The 24819-nt window shown below is 76.2% G+C and carries 26 protein-coding genes; 14 read left to right on the top strand and 12 right to left on the bottom strand.

Annotation, left to right across the window (positions count from 1 at the left end):
• Positions 1-68: 68 nt before the first annotated feature.
• Both OG618_RS32310 and OG618_RS32315 read right to left on the bottom strand, forming a co-directional pair.
• Complete coding sequence (locus OG618_RS32310; protein ID WP_329491139.1) at positions 69-650, bottom strand: hypothetical protein; 582 nt, start codon at positions 648-650, stop codon at positions 69-71.
• A gap of 26 nt (positions 651-676) precedes the next feature.
• The gene (locus OG618_RS32315; protein ID WP_329491141.1) at positions 677-2008 is read right to left on the bottom strand and encodes an MFS transporter; all 1332 of its coding nucleotides are present in this window, start codon (positions 2006-2008) and stop codon (positions 677-679) included.
• A 101-nt stretch (positions 2009-2109) separates the two neighbouring features.
• Between OG618_RS32315 and OG618_RS32320 the strand changes: the two genes are divergently transcribed.
• Both OG618_RS32320 and OG618_RS32325 read left to right on the top strand, forming a co-directional pair.
• Entirely contained in the window at positions 2110-3204 is a 1095-nt protein-coding gene (locus OG618_RS32320; protein ID WP_329491142.1) for a DUF5937 family protein, read from the top strand.
• Between the two features lie 202 nt (positions 3205-3406).
• Positions 3407-4303 (top strand): PhzF family phenazine biosynthesis protein, encoded by an 897-nt coding sequence (locus OG618_RS32325; protein ID WP_329491143.1) that lies wholly within the window; start codon positions 3407-3409, stop codon positions 4301-4303.
• Here the strand turns inward: OG618_RS32325 and OG618_RS32330 are convergent.
• Entirely contained in the window at positions 4277-4669 is a 393-nt protein-coding gene (locus OG618_RS32330; RefSeq protein WP_329491144.1) for a DUF4262 domain-containing protein, read from the bottom strand. The genes OG618_RS32325 and OG618_RS32330 overlap by 27 nt on opposite strands.
• A 321-nt stretch (positions 4670-4990) precedes the next feature.
• On the opposite strand from OG618_RS32330, the gene OG618_RS32335 reads away from it, so the two are divergent.
• Positions 4991-6283: a phosphotransferase gene (locus OG618_RS32335; RefSeq protein ID WP_329491145.1), complete on the top strand. Its 1293-nt coding sequence runs from the start codon at positions 4991-4993 to the stop codon at positions 6281-6283.
• Positions 6284-6343: 60 nt separating this feature from the next.
• On the opposite strand, the gene OG618_RS32340 is transcribed toward OG618_RS32335, so the two are convergent.
• The gene (locus OG618_RS32340) at positions 6344-6724 is read right to left on the bottom strand and encodes a ferredoxin (protein WP_329491146.1); all 381 of its coding nucleotides are present in this window, start codon (positions 6722-6724) and stop codon (positions 6344-6346) included.
• The gene (locus OG618_RS32345; protein ID WP_329491147.1) at positions 6721-8025 is read right to left on the bottom strand and encodes a cytochrome P450; all 1305 of its coding nucleotides are present in this window, start codon (positions 8023-8025) and stop codon (positions 6721-6723) included. The genes OG618_RS32340 and OG618_RS32345 overlap by 4 nt, the downstream gene beginning before the upstream one ends.
• Positions 8026-8518: 493 nt before the next feature.
• On the opposite strand from OG618_RS32345, the gene OG618_RS32350 reads away from it, so the two are divergent.
• The 5 genes from OG618_RS32350 (at position 8519) to OG618_RS32370 (ending at position 11342) form a co-directional block, all read left to right on the top strand.
• Positions 8519-9604: an S-(hydroxymethyl)mycothiol dehydrogenase gene (locus OG618_RS32350; protein WP_329491148.1), complete on the top strand. Its 1086-nt coding sequence runs from the start codon at positions 8519-8521 to the stop codon at positions 9602-9604.
• Positions 9601-10233 (top strand): MBL fold metallo-hydrolase, encoded by a 633-nt coding sequence (locus tag OG618_RS32355; RefSeq protein WP_329491149.1) that lies wholly within the window; start codon positions 9601-9603, stop codon positions 10231-10233. The genes OG618_RS32350 and OG618_RS32355 overlap by 4 nt, the downstream gene beginning before the upstream one ends.
• A gap of 123 nt (positions 10234-10356) precedes the next feature.
• Complete coding sequence (locus tag OG618_RS32360) at positions 10357-10758, top strand: pyridoxamine 5'-phosphate oxidase family protein (RefSeq protein WP_329491151.1); 402 nt, start codon at positions 10357-10359, stop codon at positions 10756-10758.
• 112 nt (positions 10759-10870) lie between these two features.
• Positions 10871-11029 (top strand): hypothetical protein, encoded by a 159-nt coding sequence (locus tag OG618_RS32365; protein ID WP_329491152.1) that lies wholly within the window; start codon positions 10871-10873, stop codon positions 11027-11029.
• Positions 11022-11342, top strand: a complete 321-nt coding sequence (locus OG618_RS32370) for a hypothetical protein (RefSeq protein WP_329491153.1) — start codon at positions 11022-11024, stop codon at positions 11340-11342. The genes OG618_RS32365 and OG618_RS32370 overlap by 8 nt, the downstream gene beginning before the upstream one ends.
• Here the strand turns inward: OG618_RS32370 and OG618_RS32375 are convergent.
• The 4 genes from OG618_RS32375 to OG618_RS32390 all read right to left on the bottom strand — a co-directional run bounded on the left by OG618_RS32375 (position 11315) and on the right by OG618_RS32390 (position 15401).
• A complete protein-coding gene (locus OG618_RS32375) occupies positions 11315-11530 on the bottom strand; it encodes a hypothetical protein (protein ID WP_329491154.1) in 216 nt (71 codons plus the stop codon). The genes OG618_RS32370 and OG618_RS32375 overlap by 28 nt on opposite strands.
• A gap of 310 nt (positions 11531-11840) precedes the next feature.
• Entirely contained in the window at positions 11841-13181 is a 1341-nt protein-coding gene (locus OG618_RS32380; RefSeq protein ID WP_329491155.1) for a DUF5685 family protein, read from the bottom strand.
• A 180-nt stretch (positions 13182-13361) separates the two neighbouring features.
• Positions 13362-14204, bottom strand: a complete 843-nt coding sequence (locus OG618_RS32385) for an LppX_LprAFG lipoprotein (protein ID WP_329491156.1) — start codon at positions 14202-14204, stop codon at positions 13362-13364.
• Between the two features lie 207 nt (positions 14205-14411).
• On the bottom strand, positions 14412-15401 hold the full coding sequence (locus tag OG618_RS32390) for a GlxA family transcriptional regulator (protein WP_329491157.1): 990 nt from the start codon (positions 15399-15401) through the stop codon (positions 14412-14414).
• 70 nt (positions 15402-15471) lie between these two features.
• Here OG618_RS32390 and OG618_RS32395 point away from each other — a divergent pair, with 70 nt between their 5' ends.
• The 4 genes from OG618_RS32395 (at position 15472) to OG618_RS32410 (ending at position 20064) form a co-directional block, all read left to right on the top strand.
• On the top strand, positions 15472-16920 hold the full coding sequence (locus OG618_RS32395; protein ID WP_329491158.1) for an MFS transporter: 1449 nt from the start codon (positions 15472-15474) through the stop codon (positions 16918-16920).
• 193 nt (positions 16921-17113) lie between these two features.
• Positions 17114-17677, top strand: coding sequence for a helix-turn-helix domain-containing protein (locus OG618_RS32400; protein ID WP_329491159.1), 564 nt, complete (start codon positions 17114-17116; stop codon positions 17675-17677).
• On the top strand, positions 17674-19293 hold the full coding sequence (locus OG618_RS32405; protein WP_329491160.1) for an MFS transporter: 1620 nt from the start codon (positions 17674-17676) through the stop codon (positions 19291-19293). The genes OG618_RS32400 and OG618_RS32405 overlap by 4 nt, the downstream gene beginning before the upstream one ends.
• 75 nt (positions 19294-19368) lie before the next feature.
• Positions 19369-20064 (top strand): alpha/beta fold hydrolase, encoded by a 696-nt coding sequence (locus tag OG618_RS32410; RefSeq protein WP_329491161.1) that lies wholly within the window; start codon positions 19369-19371, stop codon positions 20062-20064.
• A gap of 51 nt (positions 20065-20115) precedes the next feature.
• Here OG618_RS32410 and OG618_RS32415 read toward each other — a convergent pair whose 3' ends face one another.
• Positions 20116-21558 (bottom strand): DUF2252 domain-containing protein, encoded by a 1443-nt coding sequence (locus OG618_RS32415; protein WP_329491162.1) that lies wholly within the window; start codon positions 21556-21558, stop codon positions 20116-20118.
• Between the two features lie 155 nt (positions 21559-21713).
• Positions 21714-22118, bottom strand: coding sequence for a hypothetical protein (locus tag OG618_RS32420; RefSeq protein ID WP_329491163.1), 405 nt, complete (start codon positions 22116-22118; stop codon positions 21714-21716).
• Positions 22119-22323: 205 nt separating this feature from the next.
• Between OG618_RS32420 and OG618_RS32425 the strand changes: the two genes are divergently transcribed.
• Positions 22324-22755 carry a ribosomal maturation YjgA family protein gene (locus tag OG618_RS32425; RefSeq protein ID WP_329491164.1) on the top strand — a complete coding sequence of 144 codons (432 nt, stop codon included), beginning with the start codon at positions 22324-22326 and terminating at the stop codon, positions 22753-22755.
• 7 nt (positions 22756-22762) lie between these two features.
• Here the strand turns inward: OG618_RS32425 and OG618_RS32430 are convergent, their stop codons facing one another.
• Positions 22763-23545, bottom strand: coding sequence for an SGNH/GDSL hydrolase family protein (locus tag OG618_RS32430; protein ID WP_329491165.1), 783 nt, complete (start codon positions 23543-23545; stop codon positions 22763-22765).
• 291 nt (positions 23546-23836) lie between these two features.
• On the opposite strand from OG618_RS32430, the gene OG618_RS32435 reads away from it, so the two are divergent.
• Positions 23837-24739: an MBL fold metallo-hydrolase gene (locus OG618_RS32435; RefSeq protein WP_329491166.1), complete on the top strand. Its 903-nt coding sequence runs from the start codon at positions 23837-23839 to the stop codon at positions 24737-24739.
• The last annotated feature ends 80 nt before the right edge of the window (positions 24740-24819 follow it).

The raw sequence follows: 24819 nt of genomic DNA on the forward strand, positions 1-24819 counted from the left end.
GCGCGCGCGTCGCCGCCCAGCATCGGCGACCGGAGCGCGGCCCGCACCTCGGGCGGGAGCCGGACCGCTCACCGGCCCCGCGGGTCGGGGCGGCTCCAGAGGGTGAGGTCGCTGCTGGTGGCCACGGCCAGGGTCCGCCCCGAGGGGGAGAACCCGGCGGCGCGGAAGGTCGACCAGGAGGAGTGGAACACCTGCCACCAGGTCTCGCCGTGGTCGCCGGTGTACGGTCCGCCGCCGGTGCAGAGCAGGACCCGCTCGTTGGGCCATTCCGGGACGAGCACCTCGACGTGCCAGCCGTCGTCGGTACCGGTGTGCAGGCCGCCGCCGTGGAGGCCGGCCACCGGGACGCGGACGTCGGCGACCGGGCCGATGCCGGGGCAGGCGAGGTCCGGACCGTCCGGCTCCTCCTCGGGGTCGTACACCCGGGCGATCTTCTCGCCGGTCGTCGCGTCGAAGAGGCCGTGCCCGGCGGTCGAGACCGCCAGGACGAGGTCGTGGCCGGTGGCCGGGTCGGTGGCGAAGCCGATCCCGAGCAGCCCGCCGACCGCGATCATGCCGGGACCGACGGGCTGCCAGGGCGCCGGCGGCGGCGTGACGGTGGCGGCGAGGAAGCGGTCGCGGAGCTGCTGCTGGAAGACGGTGACGGCCATGGGGGGATCCTCCCACCGCCGACCGGTCACCCCGGCGGAGCCAGCCTGGTCACCGCCCCGGCCGCGAGCAGGGTGGCGGCCGCCAGCGCGGGCCAGAGCACGCCCGGCCCGGCGGCCAGCAGCGCGGTCAGCACGGCCGGGGCCAGCGCGCGGCCGACGCCCGTCGACAGCTCCCAGCGGGCGAGCGCCCGCCCGAGCAGCCGGGGCGGCGCGACGGCGGCGACCAGGGCCGTCCCCGAGCCGCTGTAGAGGATCTCGCCCAGCGTGAACAGCACCGAGACGGCCGCCACGGTGGCCGCACCAGCGGTGCCGCCGATCGCCCACGCCGCCCAGAAACCCAGGTAGGAGAGCGCCAGGACCGCTCCGGCGGAGGCCAGCACGGCCCGTCGCGAACGGCGGGCGAGCCGGAGCACGATCGCGAGCTGAAGCGTGATCACCAGCACGGTGTTGCCCACGAACACCCCGGAGGACCAGGCCGGGGACGCGTGCAGATGGAGGACCAGCAGCGCGGGCAGGGCGACCTCCAGGACGTCGAAGCAGAACGCGTAGGGGAGGGCGGCGATGCTGAGCAGGCCGATCCGGCGCAGCACCGGAGCCGCGGCGGAGCCGGCCGTCGGGTCGGGGGCCCGGTCGGCGGCCAGGGCCGGGTCCGGTGCGGTGGCCGGTGCGGGGCTCGGGGCAGCCGCGGCGCCGGGGTCGGTGACCCGGAGCGAGTGCACCAGCGCCGCCGCGACCAGGCACGCGGCGGCCGTCGCCCCGGCCAGCAGCCGGATCGCGCCCGACCCGCCGGTCACCGCCAGGGTGGCGAGCAGCGCGCCCGCACCCAGACCCGCGTTGCGCAGCGTCCGCCCGGCGGCCAGCGCGGCGTCCCGGGTGCGCCCCTCGGTGAGGGTGCTGACCAGCGCCGCGTGGGTGGTCGGCCAGTTCTGGCCGCCGATGCCGAGCAGCACGGCGGCCGCCGTGAACCCGCCGAGGCCGTCCGCGGACAGCAGCACCACCGAGCCCACCGCCCTGATCAGCAGGGTCGCCGCCGCCGGGAGGCTGCGCGCGCCGCGGTCGATCCAGCGGCCGGTCAGCGGGAGCACCAGCAGGCCCGCCAGCAGACCGGCGGAGAGCGCGAGGCCGACCGTGCCCGCGCCGAGCCGCAGCACCCCGATGCCGTAGAGGAGCATGAACGGGCGGAGCAGACCGGTGCCGAGCGCGTCCACCAGCAGCGCGGTGGCGTAGCGGAGGCCACCGGCGGCGGTGAGCAGCGCCAGCAGGGCGGCCGGCCCGGGCCGGGCGGCGGTCGGGCCCGGCGGCCGGCCGGCCCGGGCGGAGGCCTCTGCGGAGCGGGACTTCTGCTGGAGCTGGTTCATGGCCGGTACCGTGCGGCCGCGCACCGCCCCGCAGCACGCCGATTGACGACTCCCGTCAATCGACGGCGCTGCCGTCGTGACGGGCTGGCAGGATCACCGGAGTGAGCCTCAGCATCGACATCACCGCGCTGCCCGACGACCGCGTCTTCTTCACCCCCTCGCCGCTGGCCGAGCTGAGCTCGATGCTGCACGTCCTCGCCGAGCCCGCGCACCACCCCGGGCTGCACGGCTGGGCGGCGAGCACGGCCGCCTCGCTCCCCCCGGAGCTGTCCGAACGCCTCTCCGAGGCCGACTTCCTCTGGCGCTCCTCGCGGGCCGACTTCCTCGTCCCGGGTCGGCCGGGGGCCACCCTGGCCGAGGAGCTGGACGCCGTCGACCGGATCGACGACGAGCTGTACGTCCGGGCGGCCTCCTTCATGACCTGCGGGACGTCCCGGCTCTCCGAGCGGCGCGACTCGCCGCTCAGCGACCCCGTGGCGCAGGAGCGGGCCCGGGAGCTCGCGATGGCCCGGGGCCCTCGCCAGGCGGCCTTCGCCGACCGGCTGTTCGCCGACCCGCCGGCCGTCCGGGCCCTGCTCCGCCGGCTGCTGGAGGACTGCGGGGAGGCGTTCTTCGCGGCTGCCTGGCGCCGGGTGCTGCCGGACCTCGCGGCCGACGCCCGGCACAAGGCGGACCGGCTGGCCCGGCACGGCCTCGGCAGCGCCCTGGCGGCGGTGTCCTCCTCGATCGCCCTGGAGGAGCGGGCGGACGGGCGGCGGCGGATCGTCATCGACAAGCTGCAGGACAGCGCCACCCGGTCCGACGCCGGGGGAGTGACCTTCGTGCCGACCGCCTTCGGGCACCCGCACCTGCTGGTGGTGCACGAGCCCGGGTGGCGGCCGGTGGTGCAGTACCCGATCGCGGAGGGCGGGCTGCCCGAGCCGGTCTCGCTCGCCGTGGTGCAGCAGCGGTTGGAGGCGCTGGCCCACCCGGTCCGGCTCCGGCTCGCCCGCACGATGGCGCGCGGTCCGCACACCACGGGGGAGCTGGCGGCGGCCTGGCAGCTCAGCGCGCCGGAGGTGTCGCGGCACCTGGCGGTGCTGCGTCGGGCCGGGCTGCTCACCACCCGGCGGCGCGGGCGGTACATGCTGTACCAGCTCGACCTGGCGGGCAGTGCCCGGCTGGGCTCGGACCTGCTGGAGGCGGTGCTGCGCTGACGGTGCGGTGCCGGCGCGGTGCCGGCGCGGTGCCGGCGCGAGGGAGGGCCCCGGGACCGGACAGGACGGGACGGACCGGCGGGTCGTCGGCGGTGGTGCGTCGGGGGCGCGCGGGCCGGGGAGGGGCGTGCGACGTGCGGCGCACCACCGATCGGGGCCGACGGGTGGGAACAGGCGGCCGAACGACGGTGTTCGACCGGGCATGATCACTGACGACGCGCCCGCGGCAGCTCCCCAGAGCGACGTCCTGCGCTACGCGGCCTTCTCCACCGACCCCGGCGGTGGCAACCCGGCCGGTGTGGTGCTCGACGCCTCCGGCCTGTCCGCGGAGCGGATGCTCGCCATAGCCGCCGAGCTCGGCTACTCCGAGACGGCCTTCCTGATACCGGACGCGGCCGGCTCCGTCGCGGGCCCGGCCGGGGCCGGTTACACCGTGCGGTACTTCAGCCCGCTGCTGGAGGTGCCGTTCTGCGGCCACGCCACCGTCGCCTCCGCCGTCGCGCTCGCCGAGCGGACGGGCCCGGGCCGGTTCGTCTTCGCCACGCAGGCCGGCGAGGTGCCGATCGAGGTGGACAAGGGCGCGGACGGCGTCCTGCGCGCCACGCTGACCAGCGTCGAGCCCCACATCGAGGAGGTGAGCGGCGCGGACGTCGAGGAGGCGCTCGCCCTGCTCGGCTGGTCGGCCGACGAGCTGGACGCGGCGCTGCCGCCCCGGATCGCCTACGCCGGCGCCCGGCACCTGGTGCTGGCCGCCGCCACCCGTGACCGGCTGGCCCGGCTGGACTACGACTTCGACGGCCTCGCCGCCTACATGACGGCCCGCGGGCTCACCACCGTGCAGCTGGTCTGGCGGGAGAGCGAGCACGTCTTCCACGCCCGTGACCCGTTCCCGGTCGGCGGCGTCGTGGAGGATCCGGCGACGGGCGCGGCGGCCGCCGCCTTCGGCGCCTACCTGCGGGAGCGGGGCGCGGTGACCGCACCGGCCACCCTGACGATCCACCAGGGCGAGGACCTCGGCCGCCCGGGCGTGCTGGGCGTCGAGCTGCGCGCGGACGACACCCGCGTCCGGGTCTCAGGTGCGGGGGTGGTGATCCCGTAGCGGCCGAGGGGCCCTCGGACCGTCGGGGTCCGGCGCCGGGGTCCGGGCGGCCTCGTCCGTCCGGACCCCCGGAGGGTGGGCGGCGACGGGGAGCCGGAGGCGCGGCTGGGCCCGGCAGCCACTGGACGCCGCCTCCTCCCAGGGCCGTCGGCCGCCCGCGTCCGGCCACACCAGCTGGACGACGGGCACCGGCACCCGCATGTAGAAGCCGACCGCGCTGCCGAACAGCGGCCGGTGCCGGCCGGGATCGACCGGCCTGACCATCAGCGGGTGGCCGTCGAGGAGGCCGTCCGGTTCGGCCGGGCCGGTCGCGCAAAGCCGTGTGGCGGCTTCCTCGACCCAGCTCATCGGGTGCTGCACGCGCACTCGAACATGGCTACCTTCGGCAGGCGGTGGGAGTGCCGGAGGCCCACGGTGAGCGCCCGGTCCGGCACGTCACCGCCCGCCACCCCGACGATGTGCCGGCCCCTGCTCCGGACGTCCGCCACTTCGGGCGCCCAGTGCAGTCGGCGGTGGCGCCCCGTCACCTCGGGCGCGCAGAGCACGCAGGGGCAGTGGGGGAGTCAGCCTGGTCGGTCGGTCGGTCGGTCGCTCGGTTCGGTGGCGCAGCCGAGGCGGAGGTGGTGGGCGGAGGCGGTGCGCGGAAAACCGATTGCGCACGTCGAACGGGTGGGGGACCCTGCGCGGATGGAACAGGCGAACGGTCGGACGGTCAGCATCCACGTCACCCACGGCAGTGAATACCTCGGCCCGGTAGGGCCGTTCGAGGTGGACGGGGCGTGGTGGTCGTCGGCCGGGCCGGTCGTCGAGCGGCTGTCCGAGGAGCTGGGGGTGCCCGTGCTGGTGCTCCGGCTCGCCGAGGTGGCGGCGGGTGGCGGCGGCAGCGGCGGGCACGTGGTCTACCACGCGGAGGCACTGGAGCGCCCGGCCGCCCTGGTGCCGCGTCAGGCGGGTGCCGAGGCGGCCGCCCTGCTCGGGCCGGCCGAGCGGCGGGCCGGCTGGGCCACCCAGGCCGGGCTGCGGGCCACCCTCGACTGGGCGGAGCGGACGCTGCACCGGGTGGGCCGTCCGGTGGCCGGCCCGGTGGAGCAGGTCCGGACGTGGAACCTGTCCGGACTCTTCCGCTACCGGACGGCGACCGGCGTCGACGCCTGGCTGAAGGTGACCAACCCGGCGTTCAACGCCGACGAGGGCGCGGTGATCGCGCTGCTCGGCAGCGTCGATCCCACCCTGGTGCCGCGGCTGCTCGGCACCGACCCGGTGCACGGGCGGCTGCTGCTCGACCACGCGCCCGGGGAGGACTGCTGGGGTCCGTCCGGGGAGGAGGTCGCTGCCGTGGTGCCCCGGCTGGTCGCCGCCCAGGCGGCGCTCGCCGCCGACGGCCGGGCCGCCGCGGCCGGCCTGCGGGACCGCACCCCGCGCACGCTGGTCGCCCAGGTGGGCGCGTTGCTCGACCGTCTGGAGCGGGAAGCGGAGGGCGCCGCGGAGCCGGCCGGCCCGGGAGCGTCCGGTGAGTCGCTGACGGCCGAGGAGTTCGCCGCCGCCCGGGCGCTCGCGGACCGGCTGCCCGCGCTGGTCGCGGAGCTGGCCGCCTGCGGGCTGCCCGAGACCCTGGTGCACGGGGACTTCCACCCCGGGAACTGGCGCTCCGACGGCACGCGGGCGGTGGTCGTCGACTACGCGGACTCCTGCTTCGGGCACCCGGCGCTGGACGGGCTGCGCCCCCGGCAGTACGTGTCCGACGAGCGCTGGGCGCAGGTCGCCGCAGTGTGGGCCGGTGCCTGGCGGGAGCACGCCCCCGGGTCGGATCCGGAGCGCGCCCTGGCGCTGGTCGAGCCGCTCTACCACCTCGCCTACGCGGTGCGGTACCAGGAGTTCCTGGACCACATCGAGACCAGTGAGCGGCCGTACCACGAGGGGGACCCGGTGAGCGAGCTCCGCGCCGCGCTGGCCTGCGCGGAAGCCGCCGCCCGGGCCTGAGCGGCCGTCCGGGGCGGTCGGCGCCGCCGCTCCCCGGGCCGGAGGGCGGCGCCGGCGGTCTCAGTCGGACGGCGCGACCCGGCGGCCGTCCCGTGCCGAGTGCAGGGCGAGCGCCTCGACCGGGCAGCAGTCGACGGCCTCGGCGAGTCGCTCCGTCAGCCGCTCGCCGGCCGGTCCGCCGTCGGGCGCGGATCCCCGCAGGGGGTGGGCCACGCCGTCGGCGCCCAGCGCCAGCGAGCCGGGAGCGGTGTGCGCGCACATGCCCGAGCCGATGCAGCGGTCCCGGTCGACCCGGACCACCACCGGGTCGTCCTCCTGGGGCGGGCCTCCGGCCGCAGCCGCCGCAACCGCGGCCGCGGGAGCGGGAGCGGTCGGGGAGGAGGGCTGCCGGGAGCCCGCCCGCCGGGTGTCCGGCGCGGGCCCGGCCGAGTCCGGTGTCACCAGGAGACCTGGAGCGTGTTCGGACTGCGCGTCAGCAGCCCGCGCCGCCAGTCGATGGAGTCCGTCGGCCCGACGAGTCGCAGCGCGGGCAAGCGGCGGGCCAGCCGGTGCAGGGCCAGCTCCAGTTCCATCCGGGCGAGCCAGGCGCCCAGGCAGTGGTGCGGCCCGGCGCCGAAGGTGTACATCGGCGCGGCCAGCGGCGAGAAGAGCTCGGTCAGCAGATCGCCGGTGAAGACCTCGGGGTCGTGGTTGGCGGTCGTGGTGTCGGCGGCGACCACGCTGCCGGCCGGGATCACCACGCCGCCGATCTCCACCTCCTCGACGGCGCGCCGGAACAGACCGGGGAGTGCGTCGCCGTCCCCGAGCGGGACGCCGCGCAGCAACTGCTCGGTGGCGGCGGCCGCGCTCTGCTCGTCGGAGGCCAGCCGGTGCCAGGCCTCGCGGCCGTCACTCAGCAGATACACCAGGGCGTTGCCGAGCATCGTCATGGTCGTCTCGTGCCCGGCCACCACGAGGCCGATCACCAGCGAGACCAGCTGCCGCTCGGTGATGCCCCCGCTCTCCCGGGCCGCTGCGAGCAGGCCGCTGACCAGGTCGTCACCGGGCGCGGCCCGGCGTTCGGCGATCAGGCCGGCCCCGAAACCGGCGAACTCCTCCATGGCCACCCGGACCGACTCGGTCGAGTGCGCGGTGGTGGAGAGCGCGTGGTCGCTCCAGTGGGCGAGGCGCTTGCCGTCCAGGCCGTCGAGGCCCATCAGCCTGCTGATCACGGCCACCGGCAGCGGGCGGGTGTAGGCGGCGATGATGTCGGCGGGGGAGCCCTGGTCGATCAGCTCGTCCAGCAGGGCCTCAACCACCGAGGCGACCCAGGGCCGCCAGCGGGCTATCGCGCGCGGGGTGAACGCCCGCTGCACCGTGCGGCGCAGCCGCTGGTGGTCGACGCCGTCGAGGTTCAGCATGCCCTCCGGGTTGTCCAGGAGGTTCGGGGTGAGCGTGAGCGGGGGTGCCTCGGGCGCGTAGAGCGGGGCGCGGCCCAGGCGCGGATCGGTCAGCACCTGCCGGACGTCGGCGTGCCGGCTGACCAGCCAGACCGGGGTGCCGGTGGGCAGCGCCCCGAGGCGCGGCGGGCCCGGTTCGAGGCGCCGCAGGCAGTGCAGCGGCGGCAGCGCGGGCAGGGCAGGTGGGCCGGCCAGCGCGGGCGGCGCGGCCGGGTGGGACGCCGGGGCCGGACGGGGCGGGCCGGGCGCATGGGTCTCGGCGGTGCCGGTCGTGGCACGGGTGGCACTGTTCTCGGCGGACATCCGTACTCCAGACTCCAGGGCGGTGGGCCGCGGGGGCGGCCCGACGGGGGGTGGATCCGGGGAGGTGCGCGGGGGTGGGGCATGCGGTCGAGGCGGGCGGTCTGGATGGGCGGTCGGGACGGCGCAGGGGGTGTCGGGGTGGTGCGGAGCGGGGCGGATCGGCGGAAACGGTCGGTCGGGGAGGCCTGGCACGGTGCGGCCGGTCCGGGCGGCGACGCGGGCGGACGGGGCAGGTGAGTCGGACGGGTCGTTACGACCGTACGTGGGCGCCGAGCCACAGTCAGCAACCATTCCAGCCAACGCGGGGTGGTTGAGGGGCCGATGACGGGCGCTCGGTCGCGCCCACGCGCCCCCGCCGCCCGGAGGCGGTGAGCGGCATCACCGGGGCCGTTCGCCGGGCGCGCCCCGCACTGGGCGATACGCTTCGTGGGCAAGTCGTTTGACGCAGGTCACGCCGGTGCAGAGCCGCACCGGCCGACGGAGGTGGAATCGGATGGCCCAGCAGGTGAAGGCAGTCATCGCGCGTGCCAAGGGCGCGCCCGTGGAGGTGACGACGATCGTCGTACCCGACCCCGGGCCGGGCGAGGCGGTGGTGCGGATCCAGGCCTGCGGCGTCTGCCACACGGACCTGCACTACCGGGAGGGCGGCATCAACGACGACTTCCCGTTCCTGCTGGGGCACGAGGCGGCGGGGATCGTGGAGTCGGTCGGCGAGGGCGTCACCGAGGTCGTGCCCGGTGACTTCGTCGTCCTCAACTGGCGTGCGGTCTGCGGCCAGTGTCGCGCGTGCGAGCGCGGGCGCCCGCAGTACTGCTTCGACACGCACAACGCCAAGCAGAAGATGACGCTGCTGGACGGCACCGAGCTGTCCCCGGCGCTGGGCATCGGCGCGTTCGCGGAGAAGACCCTGGTCGCGGCCGGCCAGTGCACCAAGGTCGACCCGAGGGCCGAGCCGGCCGTCGCGGGCCTGCTGGGCTGCGGTGTGATGGCGGGCATCGGCGCCGCGATCAACACCGGCAACGTCGGCCGGGGCGACTCGGTCGCGGTGATCGGCTGCGGCGGTGTCGGCGGCGCGGCCGTGCTCGGCTCGCGGCTGGCCGGCGCGGGGAAGATCATCGCGGTGGACATCGACGACCGCAAGCTGATCACCGCGGAGAAGCTCGGTGCCACCCACACCATCAACTCCCGCACCGCCGACCCGGTGGAGGCGATCCGCGAGCTGACCGGCGGCCACGGCGCGGACGTCGTGATCGATGCGGTCGGCCGCCCGGAGACGTACAAGCAGGCGTTCTACGCCCGTGACCTGGCCGGCACGGTCGTCCTGGTCGGCGTCCCGACGCCGGAGATGACGCTGGAGCTGCCGCTGCTGGACGTGTTCGGCCGGGGCGGCGCGCTGAAGTCCTCCTGGTACGGCGACTGCCTGCCGTCGCGGGACTTCCCGATGCTGATCGACCTCTACCTCCAGAGCCGGCTGGACCTCGGCGCGTTCGTCAGCGAGACCATCGAACTCGACGGCGTGGAGCAGGCGTTCGCGCGCATGCACGAGGGTGATGTGCTCCGTTCGGTGGTGATCCTGTGAGCGGCGCGCGGATCGACCGGCTGGTCACGGCCGGCACCTTCGACCTCGACGGCGGCAGCTGGGAGGTGGAGAACAACGTCTGGATCGTCGGTGACGACGACGAGGCCGTGGTGATCGACGCGGCGCACGACGCCGAGGCGATCGAGGCGGCCCTCGGCGGGCGCCGCCTGCTGGCGATCGTCTCCACCCACGCGCACAACGACCACATCGACGCGGCCCCGGCGCTCGCCGACCGCACCGGTGCGCCGATCCTGCTGCACCCGGACGACCTGCCGCTCTGGAAGCTCACCCACCCGGACCGCCTGCCGGACGGCGAACTCGCCGACGGACAGCGGATCGAGGTGGCCGGCACCGAGCTGACCGTGCTGCACACCCCCGGCCACGCGCCCGGCGCGGTCTGCCTCCACGCGCCCGGGCTCGGCACGGTCTTCACCGGCGACACCCTCTTCCAGGGCGGCCCGGGCGCCACCGGCCGGTCGTTCTCGCACTTCCCGACGATCATCGACTCGATCCGGGACCGCCTCCTCTCGCTCCCCCCGGAGACGGTGGTCCGCACCGGCCACGGCGACCCGACCACGATCGCCGCCGAGGCGCCCGCACTTCCGGAGTGGATCGCGCGCGGCCACTGACCGCGATGGTCCCCGGCCCCGGCCCCGGCAGCCGGCAGCCGGCAGCCGGCTCCGGCAGGTGACCGCGGGCGATGCCCGGCCCGGTGCCCCGCGCACCGGGCCGGGCGCCGTACGATCGCGGGCATGGCCCATGATCCGCACGCACTCGACGAAGCCTTCCTCGCCTTCTGGCGGGAGCGGCACATCTCCACGCTGACCACCCGGCGCCCCGACGGCTCGCCGCACGTGGTGCCGGTGGGGGTGACGTACCAGCCGGAGACCGGGACGGCGCGGGTGATCAGCAGCCGGACCAGTCGCAAGGTGCGCAATGTGCAGGCCGCCGGGGCCGAGGGCATGCGGGTGGCGGTCTGCCAGGTGGACGGCGCGCGCTGGTCGACGCTGGAGGGCGTGGCCGTGGTGCGGAACGAGCCGGACGCGGTGGCCGATGCCGTCCGGCGGTACACCGAGCGATACCGCGAGCCCCGGGTGAACCCGGACCGCGTGGTCATCGAGATCACCGTCGACCGGGTGCTCGGCCGGGCGTAACGGCCGCGACGGCAGCGGCCCGTCGGTGTGCCCGGAGCTTCGTGGTACCCGTGGTGCCTGCGTGATGTGGGTGTTTATCGGCCGTTGATCGCCGACGCCTAGCGTTGGCGGCATGAACGAGGGAACGGTCGAGGAGCAGGGCGGGCGGGCGCTGCCCGACGGGCGGATGACGGAGCAGGACACGGAGCGCTTCCGGGTGCTGCTGGCGCGCCTGGGCGACTCGCTGACGGCGGACCGTCGGGCGGCCGCCGAGGCGGGGTTCGATGCGTGAGTCCGGGGTGACGACGGCCGGTGAGCGCGGGCCGGTCGCGGTGCTGCCGCTCTGGCAGCGCGGGCCGGTGTCCGCCCCCTGGTCGGGTTCGCTGCCGGACCCGCTGTCCGGTTCGGCGACGGGCGGGCTGCCGGTGGCGGGACCTGTCCCGCTGCCGGACCCGGCCGGGCCGGCCCGGGGCGGGGGAGCCGGCTGCTCGGGAGTCGGCGCCGGCGCCGGCGCCGGTGCGGGTGTCGCTGTCGGCGCCGGTGTCGGCGTGGCCGTGGCTGCCGGTGCGGGCGTGGACTACTTCACGAAGCGGACCTCCGGGTAGTCCGCAGAGGGGCCGTTCAGCAGTGCGCTCGGGCGGCCGAGCAGGTGCTGGTCGAAGAAGGCGCCCAGGCAGGCCCGGGACGCGGCGAGCGCGCGTTCGCCGCGGAGGATGCCGTACTGCGGGCGTGCCGTCTCCGGCGGGTATCCGGTCGCGCACCCCGAAGGCTTCCAGCACCCAGGGCAGGTCACAGAAGGACAGGTGACCGCCCTCGGGCAGGTCCAGCCAGCGCCGCCAGCCCGTCAGCTGCTGCCAGGTTCGCTCCCAGTCGGCCGCCGCCTCCGGCGCCTCGTCGCCGCGCCGCGCGCTGGGCAGGAGTACGGCCCGGCGAGGCCCTCGGCGGGCAGCGGGGCGAAGAAGTCGCGGAGCCGTGGTCCGTCGCAGGTCGGAGCCGCCGCGCCGGGCGGCCCGGCCTCGCGGACGACGCCGGCTCCGCCTGAGGTGGGGTCAGCGGCCCTGCGCGGGCGGCGATCGCGCCCGGCCCGCGCAGGGCGGGGGTGCTCAGCAGTCGCAGCCGCAGTCGCACCCGTCGCATCCGCAGCCGTCGCAGCACCCGCCGTCTCCACAGCAGTTGCAGCAGTCACCGCAGTTGCTGCAGCAGTCCCCGCAGTCCCCGCAGTCGACGTCCTGCCGTGCACACCACCCCTCCTTGCGCTCGCGCGAGAACGGATCGTCGTGCGAGCAGCACATCAGCTGGCAGGTGCAGGCCATCAGCGCCCAGACCGCGCAGCCGGCCAGCAGGTTGCGCCGGTGCGGGGGGCGGCCGCCGGGCGGGGTGAACCCGGGGCCCTGCGGCACCCAGGGCGGGATCGGCGCGCCGGGACCGGCGGGCGGCGCCTGCCCCGGGTCCTGCCGGGGCGCCGACCGGTACGGGTCGGAACCGTAGGGGTCGGAGCCGAGCCCGACGCCCCCGTTCCCGGCGGAACCGTGCCCGGCGGCGCCGTCGGCGGGCGCCGTCCGGGTCCGGCAGGTGGCGGTGTGCGCGGCCGGGCCGAAGACGCGCTCCACGGCCCGCTCCGTCTCGTGCGCGAGCAGGGTGTGCACCAGGGCCCGGTCGGTCAGCTCCACCTCGCGCAGCGCGAGCCGGATGCCGTGGACGGCGTCCCGGCAGAGGCGTTCGGCCTCGGCCCGGTCGGTGCCGGTCGCCGTGAGCGGGTTCCAGGCTCCGCTCGCGGCGTCCTCGGCCTGGTCCTCGGCGGCGTCCAGCAGGTGGGCGAGCCGGCCGAACAGACGCCCCGCCTCCGCCAGCGGTTCGGCGTTGCCGGGCCGGCCGGCCAGGACGGCGGTGTGGGCGAACGCCGCCGAAGTGGCGCTCTCGGTCGGCTCGGTGACCAGCAGGACGGACCCGCCCGGGGGCAGCGCACGCTCCAACGCGCCCTGGCGGGAGGCCGCGTCGAGCAGGACGGCGGTGTCGAAGCCGACCGCCGAGGCGCCGCCCGCGCTCTTGCGGTCCCAGCGCCTGGTGACGGCGCGGGCCCCGGCGGCGACCGGGCGCCGGGCGAACACGCCGTCCCGGTCCTCGACATGGTCGCGGATCTTCACCGAGGCGAGCGCCAGCGAGACGGCGGCCGCCAGCCGGGCGCCCTCGCCCTTGGCGACCGAGGCGGTGCGCATCCCGCGCAGCGGGCAGGGCCCGGCGGTGCGGCGCCAGGAGGCGTCGTCCTTCGCGCTCTGTGCCTCGACCAGCACCGAGATGATCAGACCGTCGTAGTTGGTGGCCGTCCGGGCCAGTTGGCCGTGGTCGTCCCTGAGTGCCAGGCAGAGTCCGCACAGATGAGCCATCCACGAGGCCTGCAGCCGCTCGGAGAGCCGGTGCCGACACGGCCTGATGATCCCGAACATGATCCCCCTTGGTGCGCGGGCCCTGGTCGGCCCCCGATCGCGGACATCATATGACCGGCAGTTCACGGCTTTGGAAGGGTCGTGAACCAGGTGGGTAACACCGGCGGGGAGGCCGTCCGCCGTAGGTCGCGGCGCAGGCCGCAGGCGTGCGGGACCGGCTCCGCGCCCGGCGCGGGCCGGTCAGCCGGTGAGGACGCCGGAGAGCTCGGTGACCGCGCTGGTGCTCTTCGCCGGGGGCGGCGACACCTTCACCGGCTTGCCCAACTCGGTGAAGGCGACCGTGGTGACGGCGTGGATCGGGTCCATGTCCAGGACCAGCCGGACCTTCGCCACCCGGCCCTGGGGGTCGACCCAGACCTCGGCCGGGATCCGGAGGTCGCCGCCGCCGAGGCTCCGGTAGGTCGCCAGCTTGGCCTGGACCTCCGGTGCCAGGCGCAGGACGACGGCGTCGTCGGCCAGCACGCCGCTGTACCGCACGGTGCGGACGCCGTCCAGCTCCTCCTCCCCGTTGCGGACGACCCGGGTCAGCGTGGAGAGCTGCTGCAGGACGTGCTCCGGGTCGTTGACCGGCGACCGGAGCAGGGCGTGCGCGACGGTCCGCTCGCGGTCGATCGCCGCCCAGGACCCCGCGGGCACTCCCGCCGAGCCGCGCACGTACACCTGGCCGTCGGCGAAGACCTCGTCGAGGTGGCTGATCGCGCCCCCGGGGAGGTCGACGCCGAGCTGCCCCCGGTCCGCCGCCATGTCGAAGTCCCCGGCCACGGCCAGGTTGTACGTGGTGTCGCCGTTGGTGAGCTGCACGGTCTGGCCGACCCTGGCGCTGGTGCGGCCGGTGGCGGCCGCGGCCTCGCGCACGGCGGCGGCATGCTCCGCGGACGGCCCGGCCGGGGCGCTCGTGGCACCCGTGGGCGCCGCCGGAGCGCCCGCCGACGCCGAGACGCTCGCCGAGGCGCTCGCCGACGGCCCGGCGGCGCTCCCGCCGGCGGCGGACGAGCAGCCCGCCGCGCACAGCAGCGCGAGCACGGTACTGACGAGACCTGTGGAACGGCGCACTTCTTCCCCCGACCTGGTGGTGACACGGTGACGACGGCCGGGCCCGCCGCGCGGTGCGACGTCCCCGTGGTGGTGCGTGCTCCGCACCCGCCCGGCCCACCGACCCTATCGGGCCAGGTCAGGGGCGTTTCGGCGGGGTGGTTCCACCCGGCCCCGGGCGGTCGCGCGGCGGCCCGCCTATCGGGTCGGGTCCGAGCGGAAGGCCCGCCGGTAGGCGGCGGGCGTGGTGCGCAGTGCCTCGTGGAAGCGCCGGCGCAGGTTGACCGCCGAGGAGAGGCCGACCCGGTGCGCGATGGTCTCCACCGGCAGGTCGGTCTCCTCCAGCAGGGCCCGGGTGGCGGCGATCCGCCGGTCCAGCAGCCAGCGTCCGGGACTGATGCCCAGTTGCTCGGTGAAGCGCCGGGTCAGCGTGCGGCCCGAGACCTGGGAATGGAGCGCCATCTCGGCGACGCTGACCTGCTGGTCCAGCCGCCCGCCCAGCCACTCCAGCAGGGGGGCCAGCGAGTCGGTGACCGGTCCGGAGGTCGGCAGTTCGGCGTACTGCAGCTGGCAGCCCTCGCGGTGCGGCGGCATCACCATCTGCCGGGCGATCCGCATCGCGTGCGCGGCGCCGTGGTCGGTGCGCACCAGGTGCAGGCAGAGGTCGACGCCGGCCGCCGATCCGGCGCTGGTGGCGACATCGCCGTGGTCCACGTAGAGCACCGCGGGGTCGACCCGGACCTGGGGGAACCGGTCGGCCAGTTCGGCGGCCCGGGCCCAGTGGGTGGCGGCCCGTCGGCCGTCCAGCAGTCCGGCGGCGGCGAGCACGAAGGCGCCCGAGCAGATGCCGACGATCCGCGCGCCGCGCCGGTGCGCCCGGCGGACCGCCTCGACCACCGCCGGCGGCACCTCGGTGCCGGCCGGCTGCTGCCAGCCGGGGACCAGGACGGTGTCCGCGCGCTCCAGCGCGTCCAGGCCCGCCGTGACCAGCAGGTCGTAGCCGACCTGGGTCCGCACCGGGCCGGGGTGCTCGGTGCAGACCTCGACCGTGTAGCGGGCGGGGATCGCCGGGCCGTGGTCGCCCAGCACCTCGGTCGCGCAGGCCAGCAGGAAGGTCGACTGCGGGGGCTGGAGCAGGGCCACGACCCGGTGCGGCGCCGGGAATCCGGGCGGCGGACGAAGCGTCATGGCGCGAAAGTACCCCATCATGTCGTTCGGGACACTGGGGTGGTCGAATGGTCCAGACCACCATCGTGCTGTGACCACCTCGCAGACGCACACCCAGAACGCACCGAACAGCCAGAACACCAAGGACGCGCAGAACAGTCGGACCACCCGGAACGTCCGGACCACCCGGAACGTCCGGACCGCTCGCGCCGCCCGGACCGGTCCGCCGCCCGCCCGGCCCCCGTTGTGGGACCGGCGCTTCACGCTCTACTTCGTCGCCCGCGCGGTCTCGCTGGTCGGCGACGCGATGATGCCGGTCGCCACCGCACTCGCGGTCGGCGCGCTCTACGGGATCTCCGGGGTCGGCATCGTCCTCGGCATCTGGACCGGGACGGTCGTCACCCTGGTCCTGTTCGGCGGGGTGCTCGCCGACCGGGTCGGTGCGCGCCGGATGATGGTCGGCGCGGACCTCGCCCGGGTGCTCACCCAGGGGGTGCTGGCCGCCGCGTTCTTCGTGGGACCGCCGCCGTTCTGGCTGCTGGTGACCATGGCGGCGCTGGCGGGTGCGGCCACCGCGATGTTCCAGCCCGGGGTGAACGGGATGGTCCCGCTGGTCGCCCGCGAGCCGCAGCGGGCGAACGCCACGCTCAAGGTGGCCGACGCGCTCGCCCAACTGCTCGGCCCGGCCCTGGCGGGCCTGCTGATCGCGCTGACCGGCGCCGGGACGGTCTACGCGATCGACGGCGCCACCTTCCTGCTCAGCGCCCTGTGCCTGGCGCTCATCCGGCTCGCCCCGGCCGGCGCGCCCGAGGCCGCCCCGCCCGCCGCCGGCTCCCCGGCGGGCGCCGACCCCGGTGCCCGCACCGGCGGTTCGCTCCGCCGCGACCTGCGCCAGGGCTGGCAGGAGTTCCGTGCGCGCACCTGGATGTGGGCGGTGATCCTGATCTGGGTGGGCTACGGCGTGCTGCTCTTCGGTCCGCTGGTGCCGCTCAGCTCGGCGCTGGTCGGTGCCCGGCTCGGCCCGAACGCCTACGGTCTGGCGGTCTCCTTCCTCGGCGTCGGAACGGTGCTCGGCGGGCTGCTGGCCCTGCGGGTGCGCCCGGCCCGGCCGTTGGCCGCCGGTGCGGCGGCGATGGCGCTGTACACCGTGCTGCCGCTCTGCGTCGCACTGGACACCGGCCTGCCGGTGCTGCTGGCGGGCCACGTGCTCGGCGGCGGCGCCTGGGCGTTCTGGTCGGTGATGTGGGCGACCAGTGTGCAGACCCACACCCCGCCCGCGGTGCTCAACCGGGTCAGCGCGTACGAGCTGGCGGGCTCGGTGTCCGGGATCGCGCTCGGTCAGATCCTGGCAGGACCGGCCACCGCGCTGGCCTCCCCGGGGCGGCTGCTGCTGGTGTCGGCGGGTGCCTGCCTGGCGGGCTGCGTGGCGCTGTTCGCGATCCCGGCGATCCGCACGCTGGGCCGTGCCGCTCCCGCGGGCGGCACGCCGGAGGCGCCGGGCCGACCCGGACCTGCGGCCTCGGAGGCCCCGGACTGCTGACGTACCGCCGGGTGGGCGCCGGGGCGCGGAGCGGCCGGTGCCGCCGGGGTGGTCGCGCCGCGCACCGGCCGCACACCGGTGGCACCGCCGGGGTGCGGCCGTGCACGCCACGCGCCGGCGCCCCCCCCGCCGGGCCGCTCGACCGGGGCCCGCGCCCTGTAGGTGATCCCATATCCGGGATAGCATCGCGAATATGGGAATCGATACGGCCGCCGACGAGCGGCTGGCCATCCGACTGGCCGAACTCCGCGTCGAACGCGGTTGGACGCTGGAGGAGTTGGCGCGCCGGGCAGAAGTGAGCCGGTCCACGCTGTCCCGGGTCGAGCGGGCGGAGGTCAGCCCGACGGCCGCCCTGCTCGGCCGGCTCTGCGCCGTGTACGGGCGCACGATGTCGCGGCTGCTCGCCGAGGTCGAGTCGGCCCCGGCCGGGCTGGTCCGGGCCGGGGAGCAGCGGGTCTGGCGTGACGAGGCGACGGGGTTCGTGCGGCGTTCGGTGTCCCCGCCGGACGGCTCGCTGCGGGCCGAGATCATCGAGGGACTGCTGCCGGCGGGCGCCGACATCGCCTACGACCGGCCGTCCGTCCCCGGCCTGGAGCACCACCTCTGGCTGCTGGAGGGCCGGTTGGAGCTGACCGTCGACGGCGAGCCGCAGCAGCTCGCGGCCGGCGACTGCCTGCGGTTCACCGCTGACAGCACCCGGTTCCGCAGCCCGGGGCCCGAGGCCGCCCGCTACGTCCTGGTGGTGGTCGAGCCGTGACCCCCGCCCCCGGCCCGGCGGCGCCGCCCCGGGAGCGCTTCGACGCGGCCGGGCGCCGCGTCCTGCTGGTCTGCGTCGCGGGCGGGTTCACCACCCTGCTCGACCAGTCCGTCCTCAACACCTCGATACCCGCCCTCCGGGAGAGCCTGCACGCCGGCCCCGCCCATCTGCAGTGGATCGTCGCCGGCTACTCGCTCGCCTTCGGCCTGGCCCTGGTCCCGGGCGGGCGGCTCGGCGACGTCCGCGGCCGCAAGTGGTTCTTCGTCACCGGCCTGGCCGTGTTCACCGCCGTCAGCGTGCTCTCCGCGACCGCGACCGAGCCCTGGGTGCTGGTGGCCGCCCGGCTGCTCCAGGGCGCCGGGGCCGGGCTGGTCAACTCCCAGATGATCGGCACCATCCAGGACGTGTTCGACGGCCAGCTGCGGGCCCGGGCGCTCGGGATGTACGCCGTCACCGGCGGCCTGGCCTTCGCGCTCGGGCCGCCGATCGGCGGCGCCGTCCTGGCCGCGGTCGGACCGGGGTTCGGCTGGCGGCTGACGTTCCTGCTCAACGTGCCGTTCGGGCTGGCGACCGTCGTGCTGGCGGCCCGCTGCCTGCCGCGCCCGCGCCCCAGTGCCCGCAACGCCGACCTCGACCTGGTCGGGCTGCTGCTGGTCGCCGCGCTGACCCTGGTGCTGATGCTGCCGTTCGTGCAGCCGCCCGCCTGGACCGGCTGGCTGGCCTTCGGCGCCGGCGCGGCCCTGCTGCTGGGCGCGCTGGTGTGGTGGCAGCGCCGCTGCGCCCGGGCCGGCGGGCACCCGTTGATCCACCCGGCGCTCACCCGGTCCGCGCCGTACGCGCTCGGCACGGCGGTGGCGATGGCCCAGTTCGGCTCGTCCGTGGCGGCCGGGCTGGTGCTGGCGATGTTCCTGCAGGACGGGCTCGGCCTCTCCCCGATGGGCGCGGCGCTGGTCGCGCTGCCCTCGGCGGTCTCGATGGGCGTCGCCTCGGCGCTCGCCTGGCGGGTGGTGCAGCGCTTCGGCCGGCGGACCGTCACCGCGGGCCTGACGCTCGCGGCGCTGGTGATGCTCACCGGCGGCCTGGTCGTGCGGTGGGCGCCGACGGGTGGGCTGCCCTGGCTGCTGGCGGGGCTGCAACTGCTCGGCGGCGCGGCCGCGGGCGTGATGGGCGCGACCAACCAGGCGTACGTGCTGCGCCATGCGCCCGCCGAGGCGGCCGGGGTGAGCGGGGCGATCCTGCAGATGGCGCAGCGGATAGCGGCGGCGGTCTGCGTCTCGGCGCTCTCCGGTGTCTACCTGCGCGCGACGGGCGGCGGTGGCGGTCACCGGGCCGCGTACACCTCCGCCAGTGCCGTCTGCGCGGCGGTGGCCGCCCTGGCGGTGCTGGCCTCGGTGCTCGCGAGCCGGGCGGCGGCCCGGGAGGACGGCGGACCGGTGGCGGCCCGGGAGGACGCGCGACCGGTGGCGGTACCGCTGCCCGGGCAGGCCGGACCCGAAGCGCCCGCCCCCGGCCGGATCGGCGAGGTGCCGGTCGGCGAGGTGCCGGTCGGCGAGGTACAGGCCGGCGAGGTACAGGCCGGGAAGGTGCGGGCCGGCGAGGTACGGGCCCGGGGATAGGACCGGGACCGGCCGGGTTGAGCGGTGGGCGAACGGCCTGTCGGCAGCCGGGGGCCACGGCGTACGGTGATCGGCATGACCGATCATCGGACCGTGGAACTGCCGGAGGTCACCCTCGCCTACCGCGAGTCCGGCCCGCCGGGTGCCCCGCCGCTGCTCCTGCTGCACGCGCTCGGCGAGCGGGCCACCGACTGGGCCGGCGTGCTGCCGGACCTCGCGCCGCGCCACCGCGTCCTCGCGCTCGACCTGCGCGGCCACGGGGACAGCGGCCGGCCCGGCCGGTACGGCGTCGAGCCGATGCGGGACGACGTCCTCGCCTTCCTGGACGCGCTCGGGCTGGACCGGGTCGATGTCGTCGGGCACTCGATGGGCGGTGTGGTGGCGTACCTGCTGGCGCAGGAGCACCCCGAGCGGGTCGGCCGGCTGGTGCTGGAGGACGTCCCCGCGCCCTACCCGCGGCCGGCGGCCCCGGTGGCCGACGCGCCCCCCGGGCCGGTGGACTTCGACTGGGCGGTGGTGAAGCCGGTCAAGGCGCAGCTGGACACCCCCGAGCCGGTCTGGCTGGAGCGGATGGCCGCGATCACCGCACCCACCCTGGTGGTGGCCGGTGGCCGGGCGAGCCACGTCCCGCAGGACCGGATCGCCGAGATGGCCGGGCGGATCCCCGACTGCCGGGTGGTCACCGTCGAGGCCGGGCACCTGGTCCACCACACCCGGCCGGCGGAGTTCGTCGCGGTCGTCGCGCCGTTCCTGGACCTCGCCCGGCGCTGAGGGGCGAGCGCGGCGCCGCCCCGGGCGACCGGGGCGGCGCCGGGCCCGGGATCAGACGCCGTGCTCGGCCGGGAGCCGGCCCGCCCGGACGGCCGTGACCAGGTCGGCGTGGTCCGCCTCGGTCCGGTCCGCGTACGCCACCGCGAAGGTGGCGACCGCCTCGTCCAGCTCCTCGTTCTTGCCGCAGTAGCCGGTGATCAGGCCCGGGTCGGCGGTGTGCGCATGGGCCCGGGCGAGCAGGGCGCCGGTGATCCGGGCGTAGTCGTCGAGCTGGGCGGGCAGCAGCGCCGCCGGGTCCACACTGCCCTTGCGGTTGCGGAACTGCCGTACCTGGTAGGGCAGTCCGTCCACGGTGGTCCAGCCGAGCAGGGTGTCGCTGACCACCTGCATCCGCTTCTGGCCGAGGACCACCCGGCGGCCCTCGTGGCCCTCCGGCGCGGTCACCGGGTACCCGGCGCGGGCCAGGTGCGGCAGCAGGACCGACGGCCGGGCCTCCTTCACCTGGAGCACCAGCGGCTGCTCCCGGTGGTCGGTCAGCAGCACGACGTACGAGCGGGTGCCGACGCTGCCGGTGCCCACCACGCGGAACGCCACGTCCTGCACCCGGTAGCGGGCGAGCAGCGGGTGCAGCTCCGCGGGTACCGTGCCGACGTAGGGGCCCAGCGCGGCGGCCACCGCGGCGGCCGTCGCGTCCGGGACCTCGCTGAGCACCGGGGGCGCCGCGGTGAACCGCAGGCCGCCGTCCTGCGCGCGGACGGTGGACTTGGCCGCGAACCTGGCGCTCGTGTTGCCCAGCGCCTTCGCGCCGACCTTCTGCAGGGCGTCGGCCAGGTCGTGCGCCTGCGCGAACGAGACCAGCTGGTCGTCGGCGACGGCGTTCCAGGCGTCCAGGACGGGCAGCTTGGCCAGCGCGCGCATGGTGCGGCGGTACGAGCCGGCGGCGTCGAACGCGGCCTGGCGGGCGGTGGTCTCGTCGGCCCCGACCTCGCGGCCGGCCAGTACCAGGCTGGCGGCGAGCCGCTTGAGGTCCCACTCCCACGGGCCGGGCACGGTCTCGTCGAAGTCGTTGATGTCCATCACCAGCTGCCCGCGGGCGTCGCCGTACAGGCCGAAGTTGGCCGCGTGCGCGTCGCCGCAGAGCTGGGCGGTGATCCCGGAGGTGGGTGTCGGGGCGAGGTCGGCGGCCATCAGGCCGGCCGAGCCGCGCAGGAAGGCGAACGGCGTGGCCGCCATCCGGCCCAGCCGGATCGGGACCAGCTCGGTGATCCGCCCGGCGTTGGACGCCTCGATCGCCGCTATGGCGGTCGGACGGTCGTCGGCGGTGGCGAACTCGGCGTGCCGCTCGCGCGGGATGCGCTCGCGCAGGGCCTTGCCGCGCTCGCGGGCGCGGCCGTCGTGGTGCGGCGCGAACCCGTCGACGGCGAACCGCCGCCCCCGGCCGGCCGCTTCCGCCCGTACGCCGGACTCCTCCACCGCTTCGGTGAGCTGCGTCATGGTGCCCCGCCCCGTCCTCTGTCGTTCCCGCCCGCGACCTGCGCGGACCCGGCCCGTCGGCGGGCCGGGCAGCAGGTTACCCGCCCGCCCGGACAACCCGTCGGGAGGGAGGGACGCCCGGGGCGGTGCCGCGGTTGCGGGGGCGGGGCGCGGCGTCAGCCCCCGAGAAGTGCTTTGTGGGCGCCGTACGCCTCGATGAAGCCCTGGACGGCCCGCAGGTCGCCCGGGAAGGACGCGGACCGCCACTTCGCCTTCGTGCCGTCGCGGTACTGGAGGTCGATCCACACGGCGAGGTTCACCATGGTGCTGTCGGAGAAGCTCTGCCCCCTCACCTGGAGGGTGATGTCGGTGAGGGCGTAGAAGTCGACGACGGCCGGCGGGTGGCGCTCGTCCGTGTACTCGACGGTGCCGTCCGGGGTGATGACCAGCAGCGGGTCCGGATCGTCCGACGTCCCCCGGAAGAACCCCTTCAGCTTGCCCCGCCTCTTGGTGAAGACGTGCCAGTCCGTCGGTACGGGGCCTTGGCGTGCCTGCCAGAGGATCGTGTGCGGATCGGTCATGTCAGCTCCGGATCGTGCCACCACCGCCGACCGGTGGACGCCCCCGATGAGGCGTGCGCGTACGGGTCGGCGGCGGCGCCCGCCGACCGCGCGCGGGGCGGCTCCGGACCGACCGGGACCACCAAGGATTGTCCGTCCCCCACCGACCGGGCGCCACCGCGGCACCGGGTGGTCCCCGGCTCGCGACACCCCCTAGGGTGGCCCGATGGGTGAGCTTCGGGGGAGTGGCGGGGTCCGGGCGGTGGCCGGGGTGGCGGCGGTGCTGGTAGTGGGGGCCGGGCTCGGGGTGCGGGCGGTCGGCGGGGGCGAGTTCGCCAAGTACGCGGGCGACGCGCTGTACACGGTGCTGGTGTACGCCCTGGTGGTGCTCGTCGCGCCGCGGCTGCGTCCGGTGGCCGCCGGTGCGGTGGCGGCGGGGCTGAGCTGGGCGGTGGAGCTGTTCCAGCTCACCGGCGTCCCCGACGACCTGGCGCGGCGCAGCACGGTGGCCCGGCTGGTGCTCGGGTCCACCTTCAACGCGCCGGACCTCTGCTGGTACCTGGTCGGCGCGGCGGCCGCCGGGCTGCTGCACGCGGGGGCGGCCCGGCTGGTGCGGTCCGCTTCCGTGGGGAGGGGGACCGCACCCGGCCGGGCCTGACGGTTCGTCAGAGCGGGAGCAGCTCCGGCCGCTTCGCCTCGACGTGGTCGCCGGAGGACTCGCCGCGCAGTCGGCGGCCGACCCACGGCAGCAGGAACTCGCGCGCCCACTGGAGGTTCTCCCGGCGCTGGTCGGCGGCGGACTGGTACGGCAGGACCGGCCAGGGCGCCTCCGGGTCCTGCTCGGTGCGCAGGCCCAGCGAGCGGGCGGCCAGCAGGGCGACCCGCTGGTGGCCGTCGGGCGAGAGGTGCAGGCGGTCCTCGCTCCACGCCCGGCGGTCCTGCACCGCGCGCAGTGACCAGAGGTCCGCGACCTTGCAGCCGTTGCGGTCGGCGACGGCCCGCATGTGGCCGTTGTACGTGGCGATCTTGCCGCGCAGGTGCTTCAGCAGCGGCACGCCCCGGGTGTCGAAGCCGGTGCAGATGAGCACCGTCCCGGCGGACTCGGTGAGTTGGACGATGGCGCGCTCGAAGCGCTCGGCGACCTCGTCCGGGTCGCTGCCGGGTCGCAGGATGTCGTTGCCGCCGGCGCAGAAGGTCACCAGGTCCGGCTGGATGCGCCGGACCTGCGGCACCTGTTCCGCCGTGACCTGGTCGAGCAGCCGGCCCCGCACCGCGAGGTTGGCGTAGCGGAACTCGCCCGGCGGGCGTCCGTCGGCGAGCAGGCCGGCGAGCCGGTCGGCCCAGCCGGCGAAGGCGCCGCCGACGCCGGGGTCGTTGAGCCCCTCGGTGAAGCTGTCCCCGAGGGCCGCGTACGAACTGAGGTCAAGAGTCTCCTGGAGGTTCGGCATGAAGGAGATAGTTCACTGTCTCAAGTGACCTACGCCACCGTAGGTGGCCCCCGGGGGGACGTGAGATGGGCCACGTACGGATTCAGCAGGTTCCGGGAATATCGCGGGGGGCGGGGCGCGCCGGGGGCGGCGGGCGGTCGAACCGACCTGATGAATCGTCAGGGCGGTGAGCCAGATAGCTCCGTCGGAGAAATGACAAGATCGTGACCCCCTTCCGCTTCCGGTCCGCCGGTGCCCACCCTGGAAGGGCCCCGCCGTTCGGCGGGCGCCCCACCACAGGAGGGCGCAAGCATGACCGACACCGATCCCCTCACCGCGTCCAGGACCCCCGGAACGGGCTGGTACGTCGACGACCGCTGCACCAACTGCGACGTCGCCCGCCAGCTCGCCCCCGATCTGATCCGCGAGCGCGACGGCCGCTCCGAGGTCGTCCGCCCGCCCCGCGACGAGGCCGAGCTGCGGCAGCTGTACGCCGCCGCCCACGCCTGCCCCACCCGTTCCGTCCGCCTCCGCGGCCGGCCGCTCGACCCGGCACGGGACCCGTTCCCGCTCGCGCTCGACGAGGACCTGCTGCTGTGCGGCCACAACTCCCAGCACACCGCCGGCGCCAACGCGTACCTGCTGCGCCGGCCCGGCGGGTACCTGATGGTGGACACGCCCCGGTACGCCGAACCGCTGGCAGCCCGCTACGAGGCGCTCGGCCCGGTGACCGACGTGCTGCTCACCCATCGCGACCACGCGGCGCACGGCCGCGCGTACGCCGACCGGTTCGGCGCGCGGCTCTGGATCCACGAGGGGGACCTCGACGCCGCGCCCGACGCCGACCGGGTGCTGCGCGGCCGGGAACCCGTGGAGATCGCCCCCGGGGTCGTGGCCCACCCGTTCCCCGGGCACACCCTGGGCAGCGTCCTGTACGTGGCCGACGACCGGTACTGCTTCAGCGGCGACAGCTTCTACTGGTCGCGCACCACCGGCGACCTGGAGGTGGCCGACGGGGTCACCTGGTACTCGATGGAGGAGCTGGCGGCCTCGCTCGCCCGCGGCGTCGGGCGCCTGCGCTTCGAGTGGGTGCTTCCGGGGCACGGCGACCGGCGGCGGATGCCGGCCGGGGAGGCTGGCCGGCGGCTGCGGGCGCTGGCCGAGCGGTGCGCCGGGCTGCGGACGAGGCCGGTCGACTTCGTCCTGCGCTGGTAGGCCGGCGGCCGGGCGGCGGCGCCCCGGCGTCGTGACGGAGCCTCCGCGCACCCGTGCCCCGGTGCCCGGCGCCCCCGTGC

The organism is Kitasatospora sp. NBC_01246, from assembly GCF_036226505.1.
Lineage (GTDB): Bacteria > Actinomycetota > Actinomycetes > Streptomycetales > Streptomycetaceae > Kitasatospora.